Source organism: Croceicoccus sp. Ery5 (assembly GCF_020985325.1).
Lineage (GTDB): Bacteria > Pseudomonadota > Alphaproteobacteria > Sphingomonadales > Sphingomonadaceae > Croceicoccus.
On the sequence record NZ_CP087587.1, the window covers coordinates 52561 to 73229 of the forward strand.

A 20669-nucleotide genomic window follows, 5' to 3' on the forward strand; every position below is an offset into this window, starting at 1 on the left:
GCGATATGAAGAAACTCTATCCTGATGCCGCTGCCGCGCTGGACGGATTGCTGAAAGACGGGCTGCTGATTGCCAGCGGCGGTTTCGGCCTGTGCGGCATTCCCGAACGGCTGCTGGATGCCGTGCGCGACAGCGGGGTCAGGAACCTGACGTTCGCGTCGAACAATGCCGGTATCGACAATGAAGGCATCGGCAAGCTGCTGCGCACCAAGCAGGTATCGAAAATGATCTCGTCCTATGTGGGGGAGAACAAGGAATTCGAACGCCAGTTTCTGGCCGGAGAGCTTGAGGTAGAGTTCTGCCCGCAAGGCACGCTGGCCGAACGCATGCGCGCGGGCGGTGCGGGCATCCCCGGTTTCTACACCAAGACCGGCGTCGGCACGCAGGTGGCCGAGGGCAAGGAAGTCAAAAGCTTCAACGGGGAGGATTACATCCTCGAACGCGGGATATTTGCCGATCTGGCGCTGGTGAAGGCGTGGAAGGCGGATGAAAGCGGCAATGTCGTGTTCCGCAAGACCGCGCGCAATTTCAACGTGCCCGCCGCGACTTGCGGGAAGGTCTGCGTGGTCGAGGTGGAGGAAGTAGTGCCGACCGGCAGCCTCGACCCCGATTGCATCCATCTGCCCGGCGTTTACGTGCAGCGCATGATCGTCGGCGCGCCCTATGACAAGAAGATCGAATTCGTGACGACCCGCCCGCGGGAGGCTGCCTGATGTTCGGCCGCAAACCGGCGGTCCATGCCGGTGCGATCGACATTGCGGGCATGGATTTCCTGAATAATTCGCAGGAAGTCGCCCGCCTGTGGGTGGAACCCGATGGCCCCGCCACCTGCCTGATCCAGCCCGACCGGCTGGAGATGCCCGAGATGTTCGGCATGCTGCTGGTCGATTCGATCCGCCACGGCGCGCGCGCCTATGCCCAGTGCCATGGCCTGAGCGAAGAGGAAGCGCTGCGGCGCATCTGGGCAGGCGTCGATATGGAGCGTGAGACCAACACCACCGGTCTCGACACCGTACAAGATTACGAAAGGCCGCAATAATGGCTTGGAACCGCGATGAAATGGCCGCCCGCGCGGCAAAGGAACTGCAAGACGGATTTTACGTGAACCTTGGCATCGGCATCCCGACGCTGGTCGCCAATCACATTCCCGCCGGTGTCGAGGTAACTCTGCAATCGGAAAACGGCATGCTGGGCATCGGTCCCTTTCCCTATGAGGGAGAGGAAGATGCCGATCTGATCAATGCGGGCAAGCAGACGATCAGCGAGCTGGACCGCAGCGCCTATTTCGACAGTGCGACCAGTTTCGGCATGATCCGCGGCGGGCATATCGACCTGACCGTGCTGGGCGCGATGGAAGTGGCCGAGAACGGCGATATCGCCAACTGGATGATCCCCGGCAAGATGATCAAGGGCATGGGCGGCGCGATGGATCTGGTCGCGGGCGTCAAGAAGATCATCGTGGTGATGGAGCATTGTTCCAAATCGGGCGCGCCGAAATTCATCCCGTCGTGCACCTTGCCGCTGACGGGCAAGAACGTGGTCGACATGATCATCACCGACCTTTGCGTGTTCCAGCGGCCCGACCATGACAGCCCGTTCAGGCTGATCGAACTGGCCGACGGAGTCACGGCGGACGAGGTGAAAGCCAAGACGACGGCGCATTATACGGATTGATACCGGATCACTTGGGGGGAGGCGGTCTCCGGAACTGGAGAGCGACAGGCCGCTGACCAAAAATAAAAGAGGGAACGACAGGCATGGCCAATGCCAATGATGTTGCCGGCGGTGCGACAGGCCCCGTCATCGCCACGCTGAAAGAGCGTGCCGATGGCGAGACACGGGTCGCGCTGAGCCCGGAAACGGCAAAGAAACTGATCGCGCTGGGCGCGACGGTCAGGGTGGAAAGCGGGGCGGGGCTGAATGCCGCGATTACCGACGAAGCCTATCGGGAAGCGGGGGCGCAGGTCGGCGATCTGGCTGCGACCATCGCAGGGGCGGACTGGGTATTCGGTGTGCAGGCGCCCGATGTGGCGCTGCTGTCGGGCGCGAAGGCGGGGGCCAGGGTCGCTGCCGTGTTCGATCCGTTCCGCGACCGTGCGCTGACCGATGCCTATGCGGCGGCCGGCTATGAAGCGCTGGCCATGGAACTGATGCCGCGCATTACACGTGCGCAATCGATGGATGTGCTGTCCAGCCAGTCTAACCTGTCCGGTTACAAGGCGGTGATCGCAAGTGCCAATACATATGGCCGGGCATTCCCGATGATGATGACGGCGGCAGGCACGGTTCAGGCCGCGCGCGTCTTCGTGATGGGCGTGGGCGTGGCCGGTTTGCAGGCGATCGCCACGGCCAAGCGCCTTGGCGCGCAGGTATCGGCCACCGATGTGCGCAGCGCCACGAAAGAGCAGATCAAGTCGCTGGGTGCCAAGCCGATCTTCGTCGAGAAAGTGGCGGGGATCGAGGGCGAAGGCAGCGGCGGCTATGCCACCGAGATGAGCGACGAATACAAGGCTGCGCAGGCGGAACTGGTATCGAGCCATATCGCGAAGCAGGACATCGTGATCACCACCGCGCTGATCCCGGGCCGCGCCGCGCCCCGCCTGATCACCGATACGCAGATCGCCACGATGAAACCGGGCAGCGTGATCTTTGACCTTGCCGTCGCGCAGGGCGGCAATGTCGAGGGTTCGGTCCCCGACCAGACCGTCGAGAAGCATGGCGTGAAGATCATCGGCTTTTCCAACACCCCCGCGCATCTGGCGGCCGACGCATCGGCCCTGTTCGCGCGCAATTTGTTCAATTTCGTCTCCGCCTTCTGGGACAAGGAAGCGGGCGGGCCGGTTCTGGATGAGGAAATCGGCAATGCCATCCGGCTGACGCAGGGCGGCAAGATCGTCCACGAACGGCTTTTGGGCTAAGGGGGAGAACGAACATGGACTTTATCGCGATCCTGTCGATTTTCGTGCTGGCGTGCTTCGTCGGCTATTACGTGGTGTGGTCGGTAACGCCCGCGCTGCACACGCCGCTGATGGCGGTGACCAATGCCATTTCGTCGGTCATCATCGTCGGTGCGCTGATCGCCTCGGCAGAGGCGGGCAGCGTTGTCGCCAAATGGCTGGGTCTGGTCGGCGTGGTGCTGGCCAGCGTCAATATCTTCGGCGGCTTTGCGGTCACCGAACGCATGCTGGCGATGTATAAAAAGAAAGAGCCGCGTGCCCCCAAAAAGGCCGAAGGAGGTGAGGCATGAACCTCATGAACTTCCTTGCCGCCGCGGGCGCGGATACGCATGGCGTGAACCCGTGGGTCGCGCTGGCCTATCTGGTCGCGGGCGTCTGCTTCATTCTGGCGCTGCGCGGGCTTTCCAGCCCTGCAACCAGCCGTGCGGGCAACCGTTACGGCATGGTCGGCATGCTGATCGCCGTGGTCACCACGCTGGTCACGCATGACATTGCCAGCCTGCCCGAAATCGGCATCGCCATCTTTTTCGGCGGCACGATCGGTTTCATCATCGCGCGCAGGATCGCGATGACCGCCATGCCGCAACTGGTGGCGGCGTTCCACTCGCTGGTCGGCCTTGCCGCCGTGCTGGTGGCGGGCGCAGCCTATGCCAATCCGGGTGCGTTCGGGATTCTGGTGCCGCATTGGGATGCCAGCGGCCTTGAAACGCTGGTCATCAGTCCGGTCAGCCGGGTCGAGATGGCGCTGGGCGCGGCGATCGGTGCGATCACCTTCTCCGGCTCGGTCATCGCCTTCCTGAAGCTGAACGGGAATATGAGCGGGGCGCCGATCATGCTGCCCCTGCGGCACGTGATCAATCTGGGCACTCTTGCGGCGATCCTGATCCTGACGGCGATGTTCGCGCATGCCAATCCGGCGCCGGATTGGGTATTCCCCGTTATCCTGCTGCTCGCCTTCATCATCGGCTTCCTGCTGATCATCCCGATCGGCGGGGCGGATATGCCGGTGGTCGTCTCGATGCTCAATTCCTATTCGGGCTGGGCGGCGGCGGCGATGGGCTTTACGCTGCATAATACGGCCATGATCATCACCGGCGCGCTGGTCGGCGCATCGGGTGCGATCCTGTCCTATATCATGTGCCGTGCGATGAACCGCAGCTTCATCTCCGTCATCGCGGGCGGTTTCGGTGCCGACGACAGCGGCGGCAGTGCGGGCGGCGGTGCCAAGGTCGACCGGCCGTGGAAGCGCGGCAGCGCCGAGGATGCGGCCTTTATGATGAGCCAGGCCGAGCAGGTCATCATCATCCCCGGCTATGGCATGGCGGTCGCACAAGCCCAGCACGTGCTGCGCGAGATGAGCGACTTGCTGAAAGAAAAGGGCGTCACGGTCAAATATGCGATCCACCCAGTGGCGGGCCGCATGCCGGGCCACATGAACGTGCTGCTTGCCGAAGCCAATGTCCCCTATGACGAAGTGTTCGAGCTGGAGGACATCAATGGCGAGTTCGCGCAGACCGATGTGGCCTTTGTCATCGGCGCGAACGACGTGGTCAATCCGGCGGCCAAGACCGACAAGTCCTCGCCCATCTTCGGCATGCCCGTGTTCGACGTGGGCAAGGCGAAACAGGTCTTTTTCCTGAAGCGTTCCATGGGCGGCGTCGGCTATGCCGGTGTCGACAATGACGTGTTCTATATGGACCAGACCATGATGCTGCTTTCCGACGCCAAGAAGATGGTGGAGGAGATCAACAAGTCCCTCGCGGACTAAGGATTCAGTCCATGGAGGGTTGCAAATGGCGGTTTCCTGCGCTTCCGGTGCTCACGTACTTTTAGTACGCTGCGCGCCGGTTCTCAGAAACCACCATTTTCTCTCCACCCTGGACTGAATCAGGTTCGAGTTGTCGGGCAAACATCGGCAGCGGGATAAAATGCCCGCTGCCGGTGGCCCTTGCGGGTCAGCTTTGATAGGTCGGTTGCGGAAGTCAGGGAAACGGAGCAAGCCGGATCGCAGAACGCAGGGCATCTATCGTGACACGCGCCGCCCGCGCAGGGTTGGTGCCGCTGGCCGCATCCCTGCTCGTTCCCGCCGCCACGGCGCAACCTGTTTTTACCGGCGACGATCCCCTTGCCAGCGATACCGGTCAGGCCAGCCTGACATGGCAGGCGGACGGGCCCGTCGAAATCGCCATCACCGGACCGAAGGGCAACACCCGCCCGCTGTTCGGCGGACGCGGAGAGACGCTGTTTCTGTCCGGCCTTGCCGATGGCGATTACACGGTCAGCATCGCGCCCGAACATGGCGTCGTAACGGACGAGCTGGTGCTGGAAGTGCGCCATCAGTCGCTGTCGCGCGCGCTTTTGCTGACCTTGCTGGGTGGTGTCGTGTTCCTGACCGTTCTGGCAGTGATCCTGCGGGGTAGCCGCGGTGACTGAACGCACGATTTTCCTCGACCCCACGCTCGGCTGGATCCTGCTCGCGCTGTTCAGCGTGCTGTGGGTGGGGCTGGGCATTTACTGGGGCCGCCGCAACAAGAGCTTTGAGGATCACGCGCTGGCGGGCCGCAATGTCGGGCTGGCGCTGGGGTCGGCGACGGCGGCGGCCACATGGATTACGTCGAACACCACCATGCTCGCCCCGCAATTCGCGCTGGAACTGGGCGTGTGGGGCATGATCGCCTATTCCACCGCTTCTTTGGGCCTGATCCTGTTCGCGCCGCTGGCGGTGCGCATCCGCACATTGATGCCCCATGGCTATACCAGCGGCGATTTCTTCCGCCTGCGATACGGCCGGGCGGCATGGGCAGTGTTTCTGGTCTTTACCCTGTTCTATTCGCTGACATGGCTGGTCAGCATGGCGATGGCAGGCGGCATATTGCTGGAGGCGCTGGCCGGCATCGATTACGTCTGGGGAATGACGGTCATTCTGGGCGTGTGCGTGCTTTACACCATGCGCGGCGGACTGGGCGCGGTGATCGGGACCGATTTCATCCAGACGCTGATCATCATCATCGGCATCGTCATCGTGGGCGTCGCGGTCCTGTCGCAAGTGTCGGTCGGTGAAATCCACGCCGAGCTTTCCGCGAACAAGCCTGCCCTGCTGGACGTCTTGTTCCCCGCCGCGATCATGGCGATCTTCAACAATCTGCTGTTCGGATTGGGAGAGGTTTTTCACAATAATGTGTGGTGGAGCCGCGCCTTTGCCTTTCGCCAGGGGGTTGGCGGCAAGGCGTTTCTGATCGGCGGGCTGATCTGGCTGCCCATTCCGGTTGCCGCCGGTTTCATCGCGCTGGCATCGGGCTCGCTGGGCGTGGCCGTACCGTCCAGCGACATGGTCGCGCCGCTGGTGATCGCGCAAGTGCTGGGCACGGCGGGGGCAGTGGGCATTTTCATCATCGTGTTCTGCTCGCTCGCCTCCAGTATCGACAGCCTGCTGGCGGCAACCAGCGATCTGGTCACCGAAGATATCTGGCGCCGCCTGATCCGGCCCGATGCCTCGCCCGCGGCGCTGAAATCTGCGGCACAATGGATCACGCTGGCGCTGGGCGTGCTGACATGGGCGTTGTGCGCGCCGCGCATCGGCACATTGGCCAGCGTATTGTTTTTCGCCGGTCCGCTGGTGGGGGCGATGATCTTTCCGATCATCACCGGACTGTACTGGCGGCGCGCGAATACGGCGGGCGCGCTGGGCGGCATGGTGCTGGGCGCGGGCGCGGGGCTGATATGCTATTTCACCATCGGCTGGTTCGTCGCGACCACGATTGCCACCGCCGTGTCCATGGTCTGGGTGCTGGCGGCCAGTGCGATGGGCCGGAACCGGTTCGATTGGGCGCGGTTGAGGGAGGACGCATGAGTTTTTCTGCAGGATTCCTTGAAGTCGCGGTCTGGGCCGCATTGGGCTGGTGCGCCATATCGGCCACCGCGCTGGCGGCGATGCTGGTCAGGGATGCGAAATCGGGGTCGATCTGGTGAACGATATCCAATCCGCCAGCCAGCTTGACCATCGCGCCGATCCCGCGCGCAAGGCGGGGGTGCTGGGCAATTGCCCCGACCCCGGCGACCTGCTGGAAATGTCGCCCAAGCTCGATCTGGATGTGCTGGACCGGCTGCACCATTGTTCGATCCTGTCGGCCGCGCAATTCGATCTGCCGCTGATGCAGGAATTGTCCAAGCTGGCGGCCTATCTGCAGTTGCGCAAGTTTCCGGCGGGCCATGCGCTGGACGACAAGATCATGGCGGCCGCCTTTTTCGAACCGTCCACGCGCACGCGCCTGTCGTTCGAAAGCGCCATGCTGCATGTCGGCGGCAAGACATTGTCCGTTGCCGATGCCAAGACCACCGGCGTCGCCAAGGGCGAATCGATGCGCGACATCGGGCAGATGTTCAATTCCTATGCCGATGTGGTGGTGGTGCGGCACACGCAGCAGGAAGCGCTGCAACAGCTGACCGAATATATGCGCATCCCGCTGATCAACGGCGGCAACGGGTCAGACGAACATCCGACACAGGCGCTGGCCGACTGGTTTGCACTGATGAAATGGCGACCCGAGCTGGCCTTTGGGGAGTTGCCCGAACAGTTCCGGCTGAACATCGGGATCATTGGCACGCCCGGAAACATGCGCACGGTGAAAAGCTTTCTCACCCTGGCGCTGCTGTTTCACAGGAATATCAACCATATCACGATCTTTTCGGAAATGGCGGACCCGCTGGGCGATGAATTGCGCGCGCTGACCAATGCCAGCCCGATCACCATCGATTTCAGCCGCAATCTGAAGCAAAGCCTCGAATATCTCGACGTCATATATATGAATGCGATCGCTTTTCTGGGCGACGGCTACCGCTTTTTCGGGGACGAATTCTCGCTGTCGGCGGACAGCCAGATGAAGCCCGACACGGTCATTCTGCACCCGCTGGCGCGCGGGGAGGAGCTGGGTGTGTGCCTCGATAACACCGATCACAACCTCTATTTCAATCAGGCGGATGGCGCGGTCTGGCTGCGTCAGGCGCTGCTGCTCGCCATATTCGGACGGGTGCGGAATATCGTACCCAGAGAACTCATCCAGTAACGCGAGCTATCAAGTAAAGGATCGCCCATGTGCGGAATTGCCGGGCTTTGGGCCCGCGACCATCATCCCGAAACCATGGCCCGGGCCGAGAAAATGGCCGATGCGCTGTATCATCGCGGGCCGGACGGGCGCGGTTTCCATGTCGATGAGGGGCATGGCCTTGCCATGATCCACACGCGGCTTTCGATCATCGGGCTGAATTCAGGCGACCAGCCGATCTTCGGGCGCGACGACGACGGCACCGGCGATCTGGTGCTGACCGCCAATGGCGAATTCTATGATTACAAGCGCATCCGCGGCCTGCTGCGCACCGACGGCTATTGCTTTAACACCAAGTCCGACAGCGAGCTGGCGATCAAGCTGTATGACAAGCATTGCCTTGATTTCGTGCACGAATTGCGCGGCGAATTCGCCTTTGCCTTGTTCGACAAGACGAAAGATCAGCTTATTCTGGTGCGCGACCGGTTCGGCATCAGGCCGCTGTTTTACCATGTGGGTGAAAATGGCGTGTTCTGGGGCAGCGAGATCAAGGCGATGCTGGCCCATCCCGATGTGCCGCGCGAACTGGATCCCAAGGCGCAATTGCACCAGATGATGCAGGTCATGGTGCCGGGCATGACATTGTGGAAGGGCATCAGGGCGGTCAAGCCCGGCCATATGCTGGTCATCAAAAAGACCGGCGACGGGTTCACAGTGGACGAGCGCCGCTATTGGGATGCCGACTTCCCGCTTGATGGCCAGCATGACGATCTGCCCGATGAGGAGCATATCGAGAATGTCCGCCGCGCGCTGGTCGAATCCATCGCCCTGCGGCTGGAGGCCGATGTGCCCGTTGCCTGCTATTTGTCGGGCGGGATCGACTCCTGCTCCATCCTCGGCATGGCGGCGGCGATCCAGCAATCGCCGGTGAAGGCGTTCACCATCGGCTTTGACGACGCGCGATACGACGAAACCTCGATCGCGACCGAAATGGCCCGAATGGTCGGCGCCGATCAGGACATATTGCGCGTGTCCGCCACCGATCTTTACGGCAAGAATTTCGAGGATGCGGTCTATTACTCGGAACGCACCTTCTACAACACGCTGGGCGTCGCCAAGATGCTGATGTCGAAGCATGTGACCGAAAACGGCTATAAGGTGGTGATCACAGGCGAAGGCAGCGACGAATTGTTCGGCGGCTATGCCCAGTTCAAGGCCGATTATTTCCTGCACGATCCCGCCTATGCCGAAACGGCCGCAGGCGCCGAGATGAAGGAGCGGAACAAGATCTTCTCCGGCTCCGTGCTGGCCGAACAGACGATCAGCCACCCCGCATTTGAAGAGGTGATGGGCTTTACCCCCAGCTGGATCCAGCCATGGATGCTGGTTTACGAACGGGTCAAGCCGCTGTTGTCGGATGAATTCCTTGCAAAGCTCGACGGTTACGATCCGGTCGCGGCGATTGCCTATTCGCTCGACAAGGACATGCTCGACGGGCGGCACGTGCTGGACAAGGTGCAATACAGCTGGATCAAGACCATGCTGGAGGGGCAGATTTTGAACTGGGGCGGCGACCGTGTGGATATGGCCAACAGCCTTGAATCGCGCCCCGCCTTCCTCGACCATCATGTCGCCGAACTGGCCATGCGCATCCCGCCCGGCGTCCGCATCCGCGACGGGATCGAGAAATGGGTGGTGCGCGAGGCGATGAAGCACGTGCTGCCCGAAGTGCTCTACAAGCGCGAGAAATTCGCCTTCATGGCGCCGCCCGCGCATACCAGCGAGGAAAAGGGGCGCGAGATCGACATGCTGCTCGACAAATGGCTGTCGTCCGAAAAAATCGCCCGGCACGGCATTTTCGACGAGGAAAAGCTGCGCGCCTCGATTGCCGAATACAAGCAATCGGACGATCACACTGCGAATACGCGCAAGGATATCATCCTGAACCATGCGATCGCCCTGCACGCGATCGAGGAGCTGATCTGAAACTTCGTTTATGAGCGCGCAACCGTCGGGCAGTATCTGGCGCCACATCGGCCCCGGCATCGTCGTGGCCGCAACCGGCGTGGGGGCGGGCGATCTGGTCGCGACGCTGATCGCGGGGTCGCGTTTCGGCTATGCGCTGCTGTGGGCGGCCATCGTCGGCTGTATCGTCAAGATCGCGCTGTCCGAAGGGTCGGCGCGCTATCACCTTGCCACCGGATCGACCATTCTGGCGGGCTGGCAATCGCTGGGCCGGTGGACCGGCTGGTATTTCGGTATTTACGTGGTGATCTGGGGCTTCATCTATGGCGCCACCGCGATGAGCGCGACCGCCCTGCCGCTGGCTGCCCTGTTTCCGGTGCTGCCGTTGACGGGCTGGGCGATCTTGACGGGGCTGGCGGGTTTCACATTCGTCTTCTTCAACCGATATGACCGGCTGGAGGGGCTGATCAAGATCCTGGTCGGCGTGATGTTCGTCGTGATCGTCAGCCTTGCCGCACTGGCGGCGCCCGACGTGCCCCGATTATTGTCGGGGCTGGCCTTTGCGCTGCCCGAAAACGCGCTGTTCTATACGCTGGGCCTGATCGGCGGGGTCGGGGGCACGGTGACCACCGCGGCCTATGGCTATTGGGCGCAGGCCAAGGGCTGGAACGGCACCGGCTGGCTGCCGCTGATGCGGGTGGACAATGCCATCGCCTATATTCTGACCGGTGTGTTCGTGGTGGCCATGATGATTGTCGGCGCCGAATTGCTCTATGCCGCCAGCATCGCCTTGCAGAGCGGGGACAGGGGTCTGCTCGACCTGTCGAATGTGCTGGAAGACCGCTTTGGCAGGCCGATTGCCACGGCCTTTCTTGTCGGTTTCGCCGCCACGGCCTTTTCGTCGGTGCTGGGCGTGTGGCACGGGATGAGCCTGTTTTTCACCGACTGGTACGCGCAATTCTTCGACCGGCCGCAGGGCGATGGTCCGCCCGAACGCAGCGCACCGTTCCGCGCCTATGCCGCATGGCTGACCTTTCCGCCGATGGTGCTGTTGTACGCGCAGCAACCGTTTCTGCTGGCGGTGATCTATGGCGCGTTCGGGGCACTGTTCATGCCATTTCTGGCGATCACCCTGTTGTTGCTGCTGAACCGCAAGACCCTGCCGGCAGAAGCGCGCAACGGCTGGCTGTCAAACGCGATGCTGGCGGGTTCGGCCCTGCTGTTCGTCGTACTGGCGGGGCAGCAATTATGGGGCCTGTTCGTCGCCGCCTAGCCCGACGCAAGCTGGCCCACCGGCAATGGCTGTTCTGCAGCGCATGCCAGCTCCATCACGCAGTTGCACAAAAGTTGGGCTCCGCGCTCGATATCGGACCAATGCGTCCACTCATCGGGAGCGTGGCTGATGCCGCCCACGCTGGGCACGAAAATCAGGCCGGTGCGGGTCAGCGCCGTGAAGAACTGCACGTCGTGCCCGGCACCCGACGGCATGACCTTATAGCTATAGCCCAGCGCCTTGGTATTCCGCTCGATCATGGCGACGATCCCCTCGTCGCAATAGGCGGGGGCAAGCCAGCTCATCTGTTCGTAATCGAATTTCAGCCCGTGGCGGCGCGAGATCGATTCCAGCACCTTGCGACAGGCATCGGCAAGGCGCTTCATCACGTCCTCGTCCAGATCGCGGCCGACGATGGTGAAATCGGCTTCGCCCGGCACGGTATGCGGAAATCCGGGTTTCAGCGCGACATGGCCGATGGTGATGCGGCTTTTGTCGGTTCCCTCCTCGTCGATGATGCGCGGGATTTCATGCGCGAAATCGACCATGCCCATCAGCGCGTCGGATCGCAGGTGCATCGGCGCGGTGCCCGCATGGTCGGCCTTGCCCTTCAGCTTGACCATCCATTTGAACACGCCCGAAATCCCCTCGACCACGCCGATGGTGGTTTTTTCGGTATCCAGAACCGGCCCCTGTTCGACATGCAGCTCCAGAAAGGCATGCAATGTTTCGGGCCGGCGATAGGCGTGCAGGGCCTGCAGGTAATCCAGCCCCGCCTCTGCCATGGCGTCTTTCAGGGCAAGACCATGTTCGTCCGCCGCGTTTTCCAGCCATTCGCGGGTGAGATTGCCGGTCAGCGCCTGCGCGCCCAGCATGCCGCCGAACCGGCCTTCCTCCTCGCTGGTGGCGATCACTTCGATCGGATGGTTCGGGGTAATGCCCGCGTCCTGCATGGTGCGGATCACTTCCAGCCCCGCGACCACGCCCAGCACACCGTCGAAAATGCCGCCCGCGGGCACGGAATCGAGGTGCGAGGCGATGACGATGGCGGGTTTGGCGTCTTTATCGTCCCACGATCCGCCGCCGAAACGCCCGATCACATTGCCCGCGCCATCCATGCGATGCGCCAGCCCCAACTCTTCCATCCGATCGCGCAGCCATTGGCGCGCGGCCATGTCTTCCGCCGAAAAACCCTGCCGGTACACGCCGCGATCCTCTTCGTTAAAGCCGAAGCGGGCGATGGCGTTGATGTCGGATTCGATCCGGCCGATGTCGATCCGGGGCAGGTTCGATCCGTCGGGGGTGGTCATGTGGAAAGGCCTTTCTGCAAAACCTCCAGCCCCAGCGCGGCCAGCAGCGCCGCGCCGCGCGGCAGCGCGGTTTCGTCCATATGCATGCGCGGCGAATGCAGGCCGCAGCATTGCGTCCAGTCATCCCCTTCGCGGGCGACGCCAAGGAACAGCATCGCACCGGGCGCATGGTTCAAAACATAGCTGAAATCCTCTGCCGTCATCAGCGGCCGGTCCAGCACCTGAAAGCTTTCCGCCCCGAATTCGCGCGTGGCAACCTGCTGCGCGAGGGCAAAGGCGCGCGGGTCGTTGGCCGTGACGGGAAAGCCGGATCTGACCGTCACTTCGGCCGACAGCCCGTGGGCGGCGGCGATATGCGTCGCCAGACGTTCGATCGCTTGCGGCAGGCGGCTGCGGGTTTCTTCCGACAGGGTGCGCAATGTGCCGCGCATGATGCAGCTGTCGGCGATGACATTGTCGGCATGCCCAGCCTCGATCCTCGTGACGGTGACGACGACAGGCTCGCCCGCGTCGAACTGGCGCGTGACCATGGATTGCAGCGCGGTTACGATTTCGGCCGCGACGGGCATCGGATCGGCAGCGCCATGGGGCAGAGAGGCGTGGCCCCCCGCGCCCTTCACCACGATCTGCAGCGTATCGGACGCTGCCATCAGCGGCCCTGCGCGGCAGGCGATCTGGCCGTGGCGGGCATTGGGCATGACATGCAGGGCGAAACCGGCATCGGGCGGCCCGTTTTCGTCGGTCAGCAGCCCGTCCTCGACCATCATGCGCCCGCCGCCAAAACCTTCCTCGCCCGGCTGGAACATGAACCAGACCTCTCCGTCAAAGTCCTGCGCGCGCGCTGCCAGCAGCCGCGCCGCACCTGCCAGCATGGCGGTGTGCCCGTCATGTCCGCAGGCATGCATCCGTCCGTCGATCCGCGACGCAAAGGGCAGGCCGGTTTCCTCGGCCAGGGGCAGCGCGTCCATATCGCCGCGCAGGACGACGCGCCGGCCTGAGTTGCGCCCTTTCAGCACGGCGACCGCGCCGGTCGTTTGCGGCCCCTCGCGCCATTCCAGCGGCAGATCGGCCAGCGCCTCTTTCACCTTGGCCAATGTGCGCGGGGTTTCCAGACCCAGTTCGGGATCGGCATGGATCGCACGGCGCAGCGCCACGATCTCCCCGCCCAGCGCCTCTGCCGCCTCTGCCAGAGAGGGGGCGGCGCCATGCGATGGAGTCGTGTGAATGTTCATGCAAACAGGGCTAACATTTCCCCGCCTGACAGGCAAAGCCCGCCCGGAACCGCGCGCGAAACCGGCAGGTTACGGGTATTTCACCGTCACCCGCGTGGCGAGGCCGGGGCGGGAAATGCGGATCGCGGTTTCTTTCCAGCTGGGGCGGCGGATGCTGCCCATATCGGGATTGTTCGAAAAGCCGCCACCCTCGGTCGGGCGCATTTTCAGGAAGTTGAAGTTGAGCTTCTTGTCCATATCCTCGTCATGATAGACGAAGAACGCATAGGTGCCGTTTTCGGGCAGCTTCATGCAGATGCGCTGGTTGCCGGGCTTTGCGGGTACGCGGATCACGTCCATCGAACCGCCGCTGCCCAGAAAATCGTCGGCGTTGTTATAGATTTTCACCGTCAGCCAGCCCTTGGCATTGCGCATGTTCTGCGCTTCCAGAAAGACCCAGCTTGCGCCGCTTGTGTCGCCTTCGCAGCCTGCGGGGGCGGCCATGGCGGGCGCAGGGACCAGCGCGGCCGCGCCCAAAGTCAGGGCGGCGATGCCGCTGGCAGCCAGCGAACGGCGGTGCTTGATAACAGGGGTCGGGGTCATGCGGAAATGGCTCTGCTGTGAAAGGGAAAAAGGGGGTGGGCGGCCAGATGGTGGTGCGCGAAAAATCGTCAAGTCCGGTCGCATATTGCGTGTTTTTTGCCGCAAATGCCGTGAATAGGCGCTGAATTTGCCGTTTAGCTGGCAGAAGGCTTGCGGTCCGCGATCCGCCCGCCCTCTATCGTCACGATACGGTCGGCCAGACCGGTCAGCGCCCCGCGATGGCCGATGACCAGCACGGTGCATTGCCCTTTTAGCGCTGCGATGGCGCGGGCGATGGCGGCATCCAGCGCGCTGGTCGCCTCGTCCAGGATCAGCAGCGCCGGATCGCCCAGCAAGGCGCGGGCAAGGGCAATGCGCTGCCGCTCTCCGCCCGACAGGCGCCGCCCCGCATCGCCGACCATCGTGTCCAGCCCGTCGGGCAGGTCGAGCACGAAGCGGGCCGAGGCCTTGTCGAGCGCTTCTGACAGCGCCGCATCGTCCGCGTCGGGGCGGGCCCATGTCAGGTTTTGCCGGATCGTCGCATGGAACAGCACCGGTTCCTGATGCAGATAGGCGACGCGGCGCCGCCATCCGACCAGCGATGCGCCGTCCAGCATCACCCCGTCGAGGGACAGCCCGCCCGAATCGGGTGCGAACATCGCGCCGAACAGGTCGGCCAGCGTGCTTTTCCCCGCGCCGGACGGGCCGACCAGCGCGGTCATCGACCCGACGGGCAGGGTGAGCGAAACATCGTCCAGCGCGGGCAAATCGCGCCCCGCATGGCGCACAGTCGCGCCGGTCACCGCAATCTCGCGCGTCGGGCGCGCAACCGGAGTGGCGGGCAAATCGGGCTCGCGCGCGGCCTGCGCCCCGGCCAGCAGGGTTTCGGCGCGTTCGATGGCGGGCAGGGCATGCGACCAGTGCTGCAACCCCGTCTGCAACGCGTCGAGCAGCGGCACCGACCGCGCGAACAGCGCGACCAGCGGCAACAGCACCGCCAGCGACACGCCCTGCGCGAATGCGACCCAGACGACCAGTGCCATCACCACGGCCCCGCCCGTCAGCAACAGGGCGCGGCTGCCCGCCGTCGTGCCGATCATCGCCAGCTGGGCGCGGCGCAAGGCGCCCACATTTTCGGCAAGGCGCCGCGCGGCTATATCCTCTTGCCCGTGAGACTTGATGAGGCGCAGCGCGCCGAGCGATTCCTGCGCTTCGTCCTGCAACGCGCCGATTTCGCGCACCACATCGGCGCCCAATGCGCGGGCGCGGCGGCGAAAGCGCGCGAACAGCATCACCACCACCAGCCCGCCCGCGGCCCCCACCAGCGCCGTCACGGGCGACAGGGCAAAGGCCGCCAGCCAGACGACTGCCAGTGTCGCCACGCTGGTCGCCAGCACCAGCAGGCGGAAGATGCCATCGCCGATCGTATCAACCAGCTGGATCAGCAGGCTGGTATTGTCCGCTTGGCGCATGGCCGACAAATGCGGCCATCCCGCTGCCAGCAACGCGCGATAGATGCGGCTGCGCCACGCGTCGACCACCGCATACTGGCTGCGCGCCTGCACCAGCGCGAGGCGGAAGTTGAGCATGGCCCGCGCCGCCACCAGCGCGACGAACAGCGCCAGCAGTCCGGCAAGGCCCAGCCGCGCTGCCAATGCGCCCGATGCCGCCGCCGCCCAATCGGGCAACCCCGCCGCTAGTGTCCCGCCCGACAGCGCCGACAGCATCGGCACCAGCATCAGCAGGCCCACACCCTCTGTCAGCGCCGAAGCGAGAATCAGCGCGACCAGCAGGGCCATCTGCCACGGCGGAATCGCACGCAAAAGTTGGGGCACATGGCGGAAAAGCGATCGGATCATCGCCCCTTTCCTAACCGCATTTGCACCGCTTGGCACGGGTGGTCGCGATTGAAGACCGGCCCAGCCAGTGAAACTGTCTCCATAAGGGACGAACCGGGGGGAGCGTGTGGAAAAAAACGGCTATGTTGCTTGTGACGCTTCGCCCCTGTGGACTAATCGTGATTCATGCCGAAACCACTCATCTCGCCCTCGATCCTGTCCGCCGATTTCGCCCGTTTGGGAGAGGAAGTGCGCGCCATCGACGCTGCCGGTGCGGACTGGATCCATGTCGATGTGATGGACGGGCATTTCGTACCCAACATCACCATCGGCCCCGCCGTGGTAAAGGCGCTGCGCCCGCATTCGGACAAGGTTTTCGACGTCCATCTGATGATCAGCCCGATCGACCAGTATCTGGAAGAATTCGCGGCGGCCGGTGCCGATATCATCACCGTCCACCCTGAGGCGGGGCCGCATATCCACCGCACCGTGCAGGCGATCAAGGGGCTGGGCAAACAGGCGGGCATTTCGCTCAATCCCGCCACGCCCGCCAAAATGCTCGATTATCTGATCGACGATATCGATCTGGTACTGGTGATGAGCGTCAATCCCGGTTTCGGCGGGCAAAGTTTCATCCATTCGCAACTGAAAAAGATCGAAGCGGTGCGCCGCATGATCGACAAGACGGGCCGCGACATCAGGCTGGAGGTCGATGGCGGCGTCAATGCCGAAACCGCGCGGCTGTGCGTCGATGCGGGCGCCGATGTGCTGGTCGCGGGCAGCGCCACGTTCAAGGGCGGGCCTTCGCAATATGCGGCCAATATCGCCGCGCTGAAGGGCGGAGACTGATCACCCGATGGCATTCCATCCATCCCATTTGCGCGACGGGCCCGATGCACAATCGGGATCGGCCGGTCGGCGCGGCATTCCGCTTGCCCGCACCGGCGGCGATGGCGGCTGGGTGGAGGATGATGCGGGCGAACCGGCTTCGGGTCCGTCCGCGCGGATGAATGCAGAGGGTTCATCCGCGCCGCCTCCGCCGCGAGACGGAGAGCTGGGGCTGGCCGATCTGTCGCCGCCGACATTGGGGCCGATCGACCGCACGATGCGGTTCCTTTATGCGCGCGGCATTTCGGCGCGCAATCTGGTGCGGCCGTTTCACAAGCCTTCGAAAATGCGCCTGCTGGCGACGGTGGCCGAACCGCTGCCGGGGGAACGGCCCGCCGGCATGGCGCTGCGCGCGGGCCATTTCCTGATCGCGGGCAAAAGGCTGAGCATCGAGAACCTTGATTTCAGCTCGGCCAAGCTGGCCCCGCCGATTGCGCGCGCGATCCACGGCTTCAGTTGGCTTCCCGATCTGGAGGCTGCCGGCACGCGCGACAAGCTGGCCCCCGTGGCCGAAGACATCATGCGCCGCTGGCTGCTGGCCAATCCGGTCGTGGGCGAGGGGCCTGCGTGGCAGGCGGGGGTCGCGGGTCAACGGCTGCTGGGCTGGCTGGTGCATGCGCCGCTGATCCTGTCGGGCGGGGATCGTGCGTTCCGCGCCGCGCTGCTGCGCCATATGTCCGATACCGCGCTCTGGCTTGACCGGCAGGCGCGCCGCCGCAACCTGCCGCAGGACGCGATTTTCGCATGGGCAGGGGTAACCGCCGCTGGGCTTCTGATGCCTGATGGCAAGCCGCGCCGCCTGTATGGAGAGGCCGGGCTGATCGCCACGCTGGGCGATGCGGTGGGCGAGGATGGCGGCATGCTGTCGCGCAGCCCCGACGACCAGATCGATACCATCGCGGCCTTGCTGCGGCTGGTCGCGTGTTATCGCGCATGCCGCCGCGAACCGCCCTCGCAGATCGAAACGATGCTGCGGCTGATGACACCGCCCCTGCTGGCGCTGGCGCATGCCGACGGGTCGCTGGGCAGCTGGCAGGGCTGTGCCCCGATGGGTGCGCGCCGTTTGCTGACCCTGTGCGAAGCGGCGGACCCGCATGCGCGCCCGTTGCGAGAGGCAGGGCATTGGGGTTTCCAGCGGTTGGCCGCGAAACAGGCTGTCCTGCAATTCGATGCCGCGCCCCCGCCGTCGGGGCGCGAGGCGCATGGCGGCTGCGCATCGACCCTTGCCATCGAATTCAGCCACGGGACCGAGCGTATCTTCGTCAATTGCGGCGGCGCGTCCATGGCGGGCGGTGCCGTTCCGCGCCGGATCGAGGAAGGGCTGCGCTCTACCGCCGCGCATAGCACGCTGATGCTGGGCGAAGGCGATTCGACGGCGGTCGAGGCCGACGGCAGGCTGGGCAGCGGCGTCAAATCGGTCACGTTCGACCGCGAACGGGCGCAAGGCGCGCATATCATGATCGCCAGTCACGACGGCTATGTCGCGCGGCACGGGCTGTATCACGAACGGCGGCTGGCGCTGGCCGATGACGGGTCCATCCTGGAAGGGCAGGACGCGTTGATGCCGCGCGGCAAGCGGGCGCGGCGCGGCAGTCATAATTTCGCGATCCGGTTCCACCTTGGCCCCAATGTCGCGGCCGATCACGTCGTGCAGACAGAGGATGGCGGCAGCGGCGCGATGCTGGCGCTCCCCGATGGCACATACTGGCAGTTCCGCGTCGACGAACCGGGTCTGGCGATAGAGGACAGCCTGTGGGTCGATGGCGGGGGACAGCCGCGCCAGACGCTGCAACTGGTCGTCACCGGCGATGTCGGGCGCGAGGGCGACATGGTCCACTGGTCGCTGCGCAAGATGGGCTGATGCGAAAGCTGGCCCAAACGGGCCGGATTCGTGTCCCCGTCCCCGAAACGTCACAATCGGCGGTTGATGATTGGCGCCTCCGCGCCTAAGCGCACGCGCACATATGGCGCACAGGCGCCGCTGTCACGAAAGCCACGAACCCATGGAAAACCCCGTCACCGTCCGCCGCGCCCTGCTGTCCGTTTCGGACAAGACCGGGCTGGTCGATCTGGGCAAGGCGCTGGCTGCCCGCAATGTCGAGCTGGTGTCCACCGGCGGCACGGCCAAAGCGCTGCGCGATGCGGGGCTGGCGGTCAAGGATATCTCGGAGCTGACCGGCTTTCCCGAAATGATGGACGGCCGCGTCAAGACGCTACACCCCAAGGTGCACGGCGGACTGCTGGCGGTGCGCGACGATGCCGCCCATGCCAAGGCGATGGAAGATCACGGCATCGGCGCGATCGATCTGGTCGTCGTCAACCTGTATCCCTTTGTCGAAACCGTCGCCAAGGGGTCCGACCGCGACGAGATTATCGAGAATATCGACATCGGCGGCCCTTCGATGGTGCGCTCTTCCGCCAAGAACCATGCCTATGTCTCGATCGTGACCGATCCCGCCGATTACGGCGCGCTGATTACCGAAATGGACGCGGGCGACGGCTCCACCGGCTATGCGTTTCGCAAGATGCTGGCGGCCAAGGCGTTTGCCGCCACCGCAGCCTATGACGCGGCGATCAGCCAATGGTTCGCCTATGCCGACCAGCAGATGAAGTTCCCGCCGCGCCGCGCCATGGCGTCGAAACTGGTGACCACGCTGCGCTATGGCGAAAATCCGCATCAGGAAGCCGCGCTTTATGTGCCCGAGGGGTCGCATGTCGTCGGCCTGCCGCAGGCCGAGCAGCTTCAGGGCAAGGAACTGTCCTACAACAATTATAACGACGCCAATGCCGCGCTGGAACTGGTGGCCGAATTCGCGGACGGCCCGCCGACCGTGGTGATCGTCAAGCACGCCAATCCCTGCGGCGTCGCCGTGGGCGAAAATCTGGCCGAGGCGTGGGACAAGGCGCTGGCGTGCGATTCGGTGTCGGCATTCGGCGGTATCGTCGCCGTGAACCGCCCGCTGGATGCGGCGACGGCGGAAAAGATCACGCAGATTTTCACCGAAGTCGTCGTCGCCCCGGGTGCCGACGATGCGGCCAAGGCGATCTTTGCCAAGAAAAAGAATCTGCGCCTGCTGGTCGTGCCTTCACTGCCCGATCCGCGCCGCCGCGGGGTTTCGCAAGTGGTGATCGCAGGCGGCTTGCTGGTGCAGGATCGCGATTTCGCCCATGTCGATCCCAAGGATCTGAAAGTCGTCACCAAGCGTGCGCCAACGGATCAGGAGCTGAAGGATTGCCTGTTCGCATGGACCGTGGCGCGCCATGTGAAGTCGAACGCCATCGTCTATGTAAAGGACGGCCAGACGGCAGGCATCGGCGCAGGCCAGATGAACCGCCGCGATTCGGCGCGGATCGCCGCGGTCAAGGCGAAGGAAGCCGCCGACACCTATGGCTGGACCGAGCCCAAGACCGTGGGCAGCGCGGTTGCGTCGGATGCGTTCTTTCCCTTTGCCGACGGCCTGCTGTCGGCGGCAGAGGCGGGTGCGACCGCAGTGATTCAGCCCGGCGGTTCGATCCGCGATGACGAGGTGATCGCCGCTGCCGACGAAGCCGGCCTTGCCATGGTGTTCACCGGCATGCGCCATTTCCGTCACTGATCGCGGC

Annotated in this window: 19 protein-coding genes; 15 read left to right on the forward strand and 4 right to left on the reverse strand. The window is 63.9% G+C overall.

Annotation, left to right across the window (positions count from 1 at the left end; translation table 11 throughout):
• Positions 1-5: 5 nt before the first annotated feature.
• The 12 genes from LOZ74_RS00215 to LOZ74_RS00265 all read left to right on the forward strand — a co-directional run bounded on the left by LOZ74_RS00215 (position 6) and on the right by LOZ74_RS00265 (position 11237).
• Complete coding sequence (locus LOZ74_RS00215; protein ID WP_230292391.1) at positions 6-713, forward strand: CoA transferase subunit A; 708 nt, start codon at positions 6-8, stop codon at positions 711-713.
• Complete coding sequence (locus tag LOZ74_RS00220) at positions 713-1039, forward strand: DUF5076 domain-containing protein (RefSeq protein ID WP_230292392.1); 327 nt, start codon at positions 713-715, stop codon at positions 1037-1039. The genes LOZ74_RS00215 and LOZ74_RS00220 overlap by 1 nt, the downstream gene beginning before the upstream one ends.
• Positions 1039-1674: a CoA transferase subunit B gene (locus LOZ74_RS00225; protein WP_230292393.1), complete on the forward strand. Its 636-nt coding sequence runs from the start codon at positions 1039-1041 to the stop codon at positions 1672-1674. Before LOZ74_RS00220 ends, LOZ74_RS00225 begins: the two co-directional genes overlap by 1 nt.
• A gap of 83 nt (positions 1675-1757) precedes the next feature.
• Positions 1758-2918, forward strand: coding sequence for an NAD(P) transhydrogenase subunit alpha (locus tag LOZ74_RS00230; RefSeq protein ID WP_230292394.1), 1161 nt, complete (start codon positions 1758-1760; stop codon positions 2916-2918).
• A gap of 14 nt (positions 2919-2932) precedes the next feature.
• Positions 2933-3247, forward strand: a complete 315-nt coding sequence (locus LOZ74_RS00235; RefSeq protein ID WP_230279473.1) for an NAD(P) transhydrogenase subunit alpha — start codon at positions 2933-2935, stop codon at positions 3245-3247.
• Positions 3244-4725 carry an NAD(P)(+) transhydrogenase (Re/Si-specific) subunit beta gene (locus LOZ74_RS00240; RefSeq protein ID WP_230292395.1) on the forward strand — a complete coding sequence of 494 codons (1482 nt, stop codon included), beginning with the start codon at positions 3244-3246 and terminating at the stop codon, positions 4723-4725. The genes LOZ74_RS00235 and LOZ74_RS00240 overlap by 4 nt, the downstream gene beginning before the upstream one ends.
• 260 nt (positions 4726-4985) lie before the next feature.
• The gene (locus LOZ74_RS00245) at positions 4986-5390 is read left to right on the forward strand and encodes a hypothetical protein (RefSeq protein WP_230292396.1); all 405 of its coding nucleotides are present in this window, start codon (positions 4986-4988) and stop codon (positions 5388-5390) included.
• Positions 5383-6807, forward strand: coding sequence for an urea transporter (locus LOZ74_RS00250; protein WP_230292397.1), 1425 nt, complete (start codon positions 5383-5385; stop codon positions 6805-6807). Before LOZ74_RS00245 ends, LOZ74_RS00250 begins: the two co-directional genes overlap by 8 nt.
• Complete coding sequence (locus LOZ74_RS18205; RefSeq protein WP_255671131.1) at positions 6804-6926, forward strand: hypothetical protein; 123 nt, start codon at positions 6804-6806, stop codon at positions 6924-6926. Before LOZ74_RS00250 ends, LOZ74_RS18205 begins: the two co-directional genes overlap by 4 nt.
• Complete coding sequence (locus LOZ74_RS00255; RefSeq protein ID WP_230292398.1) at positions 6923-8020, forward strand: aspartate carbamoyltransferase; 1098 nt, start codon at positions 6923-6925, stop codon at positions 8018-8020. The genes LOZ74_RS18205 and LOZ74_RS00255 overlap by 4 nt, the downstream gene beginning before the upstream one ends.
• A 27-nt stretch (positions 8021-8047) precedes the next feature.
• Positions 8048-9985 (forward strand): asparagine synthase (glutamine-hydrolyzing), encoded by a 1938-nt coding sequence (gene asnB, locus LOZ74_RS00260; protein WP_230292399.1) that lies wholly within the window; start codon positions 8048-8050, stop codon positions 9983-9985.
• Between the two features lie 10 nt (positions 9986-9995).
• Complete coding sequence (locus LOZ74_RS00265) at positions 9996-11237, forward strand: Nramp family divalent metal transporter (protein ID WP_230292400.1); 1242 nt, start codon at positions 9996-9998, stop codon at positions 11235-11237.
• On the opposite strand, the gene LOZ74_RS00270 is transcribed toward LOZ74_RS00265, so the two are convergent.
• The 4 genes from LOZ74_RS00270 to LOZ74_RS00285 form a co-directional block, all read right to left on the reverse strand.
• Positions 11234-12547, reverse strand: coding sequence for a Zn-dependent hydrolase (locus tag LOZ74_RS00270; RefSeq protein WP_230292401.1), 1314 nt, complete (start codon positions 12545-12547; stop codon positions 11234-11236). The genes LOZ74_RS00265 and LOZ74_RS00270 overlap by 4 nt on opposite strands.
• Entirely contained in the window at positions 12544-13779 is a 1236-nt protein-coding gene (locus tag LOZ74_RS00275) for a M20 family metallopeptidase (protein ID WP_230292402.1), read from the reverse strand. The genes LOZ74_RS00270 and LOZ74_RS00275 overlap by 4 nt, the downstream gene beginning before the upstream one ends.
• A gap of 69 nt (positions 13780-13848) precedes the next feature.
• Positions 13849-14361, reverse strand: coding sequence for a DUF2141 domain-containing protein (locus LOZ74_RS00280; protein WP_230292403.1), 513 nt, complete (start codon positions 14359-14361; stop codon positions 13849-13851).
• A gap of 134 nt (positions 14362-14495) precedes the next feature.
• Positions 14496-16199, reverse strand: coding sequence for an ABC transporter ATP-binding protein (locus LOZ74_RS00285; RefSeq protein WP_230292404.1), 1704 nt, complete (start codon positions 16197-16199; stop codon positions 14496-14498).
• Positions 16200-16364: 165 nt separating this feature from the next.
• Here LOZ74_RS00285 and rpe point away from each other — a divergent pair, with 165 nt between their 5' ends.
• The 3 genes from rpe (at position 16365) to purH (ending at position 20662) form a co-directional block, all read left to right on the forward strand.
• Entirely contained in the window at positions 16365-17027 is a 663-nt protein-coding gene (gene rpe, locus LOZ74_RS00290; protein WP_230292405.1) for a ribulose-phosphate 3-epimerase, read from the forward strand.
• 7 nt (positions 17028-17034) lie between these two features.
• Positions 17035-18927 carry a heparinase II/III family protein gene (locus LOZ74_RS00295; RefSeq protein WP_230292406.1) on the forward strand — a complete coding sequence of 631 codons (1893 nt, stop codon included), beginning with the start codon at positions 17035-17037 and terminating at the stop codon, positions 18925-18927.
• 142 nt (positions 18928-19069) lie between these two features.
• On the forward strand, positions 19070-20662 hold the full coding sequence (gene purH, locus LOZ74_RS00300) for a bifunctional phosphoribosylaminoimidazolecarboxamide formyltransferase/IMP cyclohydrolase (protein WP_230292407.1): 1593 nt from the start codon (positions 19070-19072) through the stop codon (positions 20660-20662).
• Positions 20663-20669: the final 7 nt, after the last annotated feature.

Bases quoted from the DNA above. Each gene is read 5' to 3' on its own strand.
- LOZ74_RS00275 (WP_230292402.1), bottom strand. From the start codon at position 13,779: ATGAACATTCACACGACTCCATCGCATGGCGCCGCCCCCTCTCTGGCA.
- LOZ74_RS00230 (WP_230292394.1), top strand. From the start codon at position 1,758: ATGGCCAATGCCAATGATGTTGCCGGCGGTGCGACAGGCCCCGTCATC.
- LOZ74_RS18205 (WP_255671131.1), top strand. From the start codon at position 6,804: ATGAGTTTTTCTGCAGGATTCCTTGAAGTCGCGGTCTGGGCCGCATTG.
- asnB (WP_230292399.1), top strand. From the start codon at position 8,048: ATGTGCGGAATTGCCGGGCTTTGGGCCCGCGACCATCATCCCGAAACC.
- LOZ74_RS00225 (WP_230292393.1), top strand. From the start codon at position 1,039: ATGGCTTGGAACCGCGATGAAATGGCCGCCCGCGCGGCAAAGGAACTG.
- LOZ74_RS00240 (WP_230292395.1), top strand. From the start codon at position 3,244: ATGAACCTCATGAACTTCCTTGCCGCCGCGGGCGCGGATACGCATGGC.
- LOZ74_RS00295 (WP_230292406.1), top strand. From the start codon at position 17,035: ATGGCATTCCATCCATCCCATTTGCGCGACGGGCCCGATGCACAATCG.
- LOZ74_RS00235 (WP_230279473.1), top strand. From the start codon at position 2,933: ATGGACTTTATCGCGATCCTGTCGATTTTCGTGCTGGCGTGCTTCGTC.
- LOZ74_RS00285 (WP_230292404.1), bottom strand. From the start codon at position 16,199: ATGATCCGATCGCTTTTCCGCCATGTGCCCCAACTTTTGCGTGCGATT.
- purH (WP_230292407.1), top strand. From the start codon at position 19,070: ATGGAAAACCCCGTCACCGTCCGCCGCGCCCTGCTGTCCGTTTCGGAC.
- LOZ74_RS00270 (WP_230292401.1), bottom strand. From the start codon at position 12,547: ATGACCACCCCCGACGGATCGAACCTGCCCCGGATCGACATCGGCCGG.
- LOZ74_RS00280 (WP_230292403.1), bottom strand. From the start codon at position 14,361: ATGACCCCGACCCCTGTTATCAAGCACCGCCGTTCGCTGGCTGCCAGC.
- LOZ74_RS00215 (WP_230292391.1), top strand. From the start codon at position 6: ATGAAGAAACTCTATCCTGATGCCGCTGCCGCGCTGGACGGATTGCTG.
- rpe (WP_230292405.1), top strand. From the start codon at position 16,365: ATGCCGAAACCACTCATCTCGCCCTCGATCCTGTCCGCCGATTTCGCC.
- LOZ74_RS00265 (WP_230292400.1), top strand. From the start codon at position 9,996: ATGAGCGCGCAACCGTCGGGCAGTATCTGGCGCCACATCGGCCCCGGC.
- LOZ74_RS00220 (WP_230292392.1), top strand. From the start codon at position 713: ATGTTCGGCCGCAAACCGGCGGTCCATGCCGGTGCGATCGACATTGCG.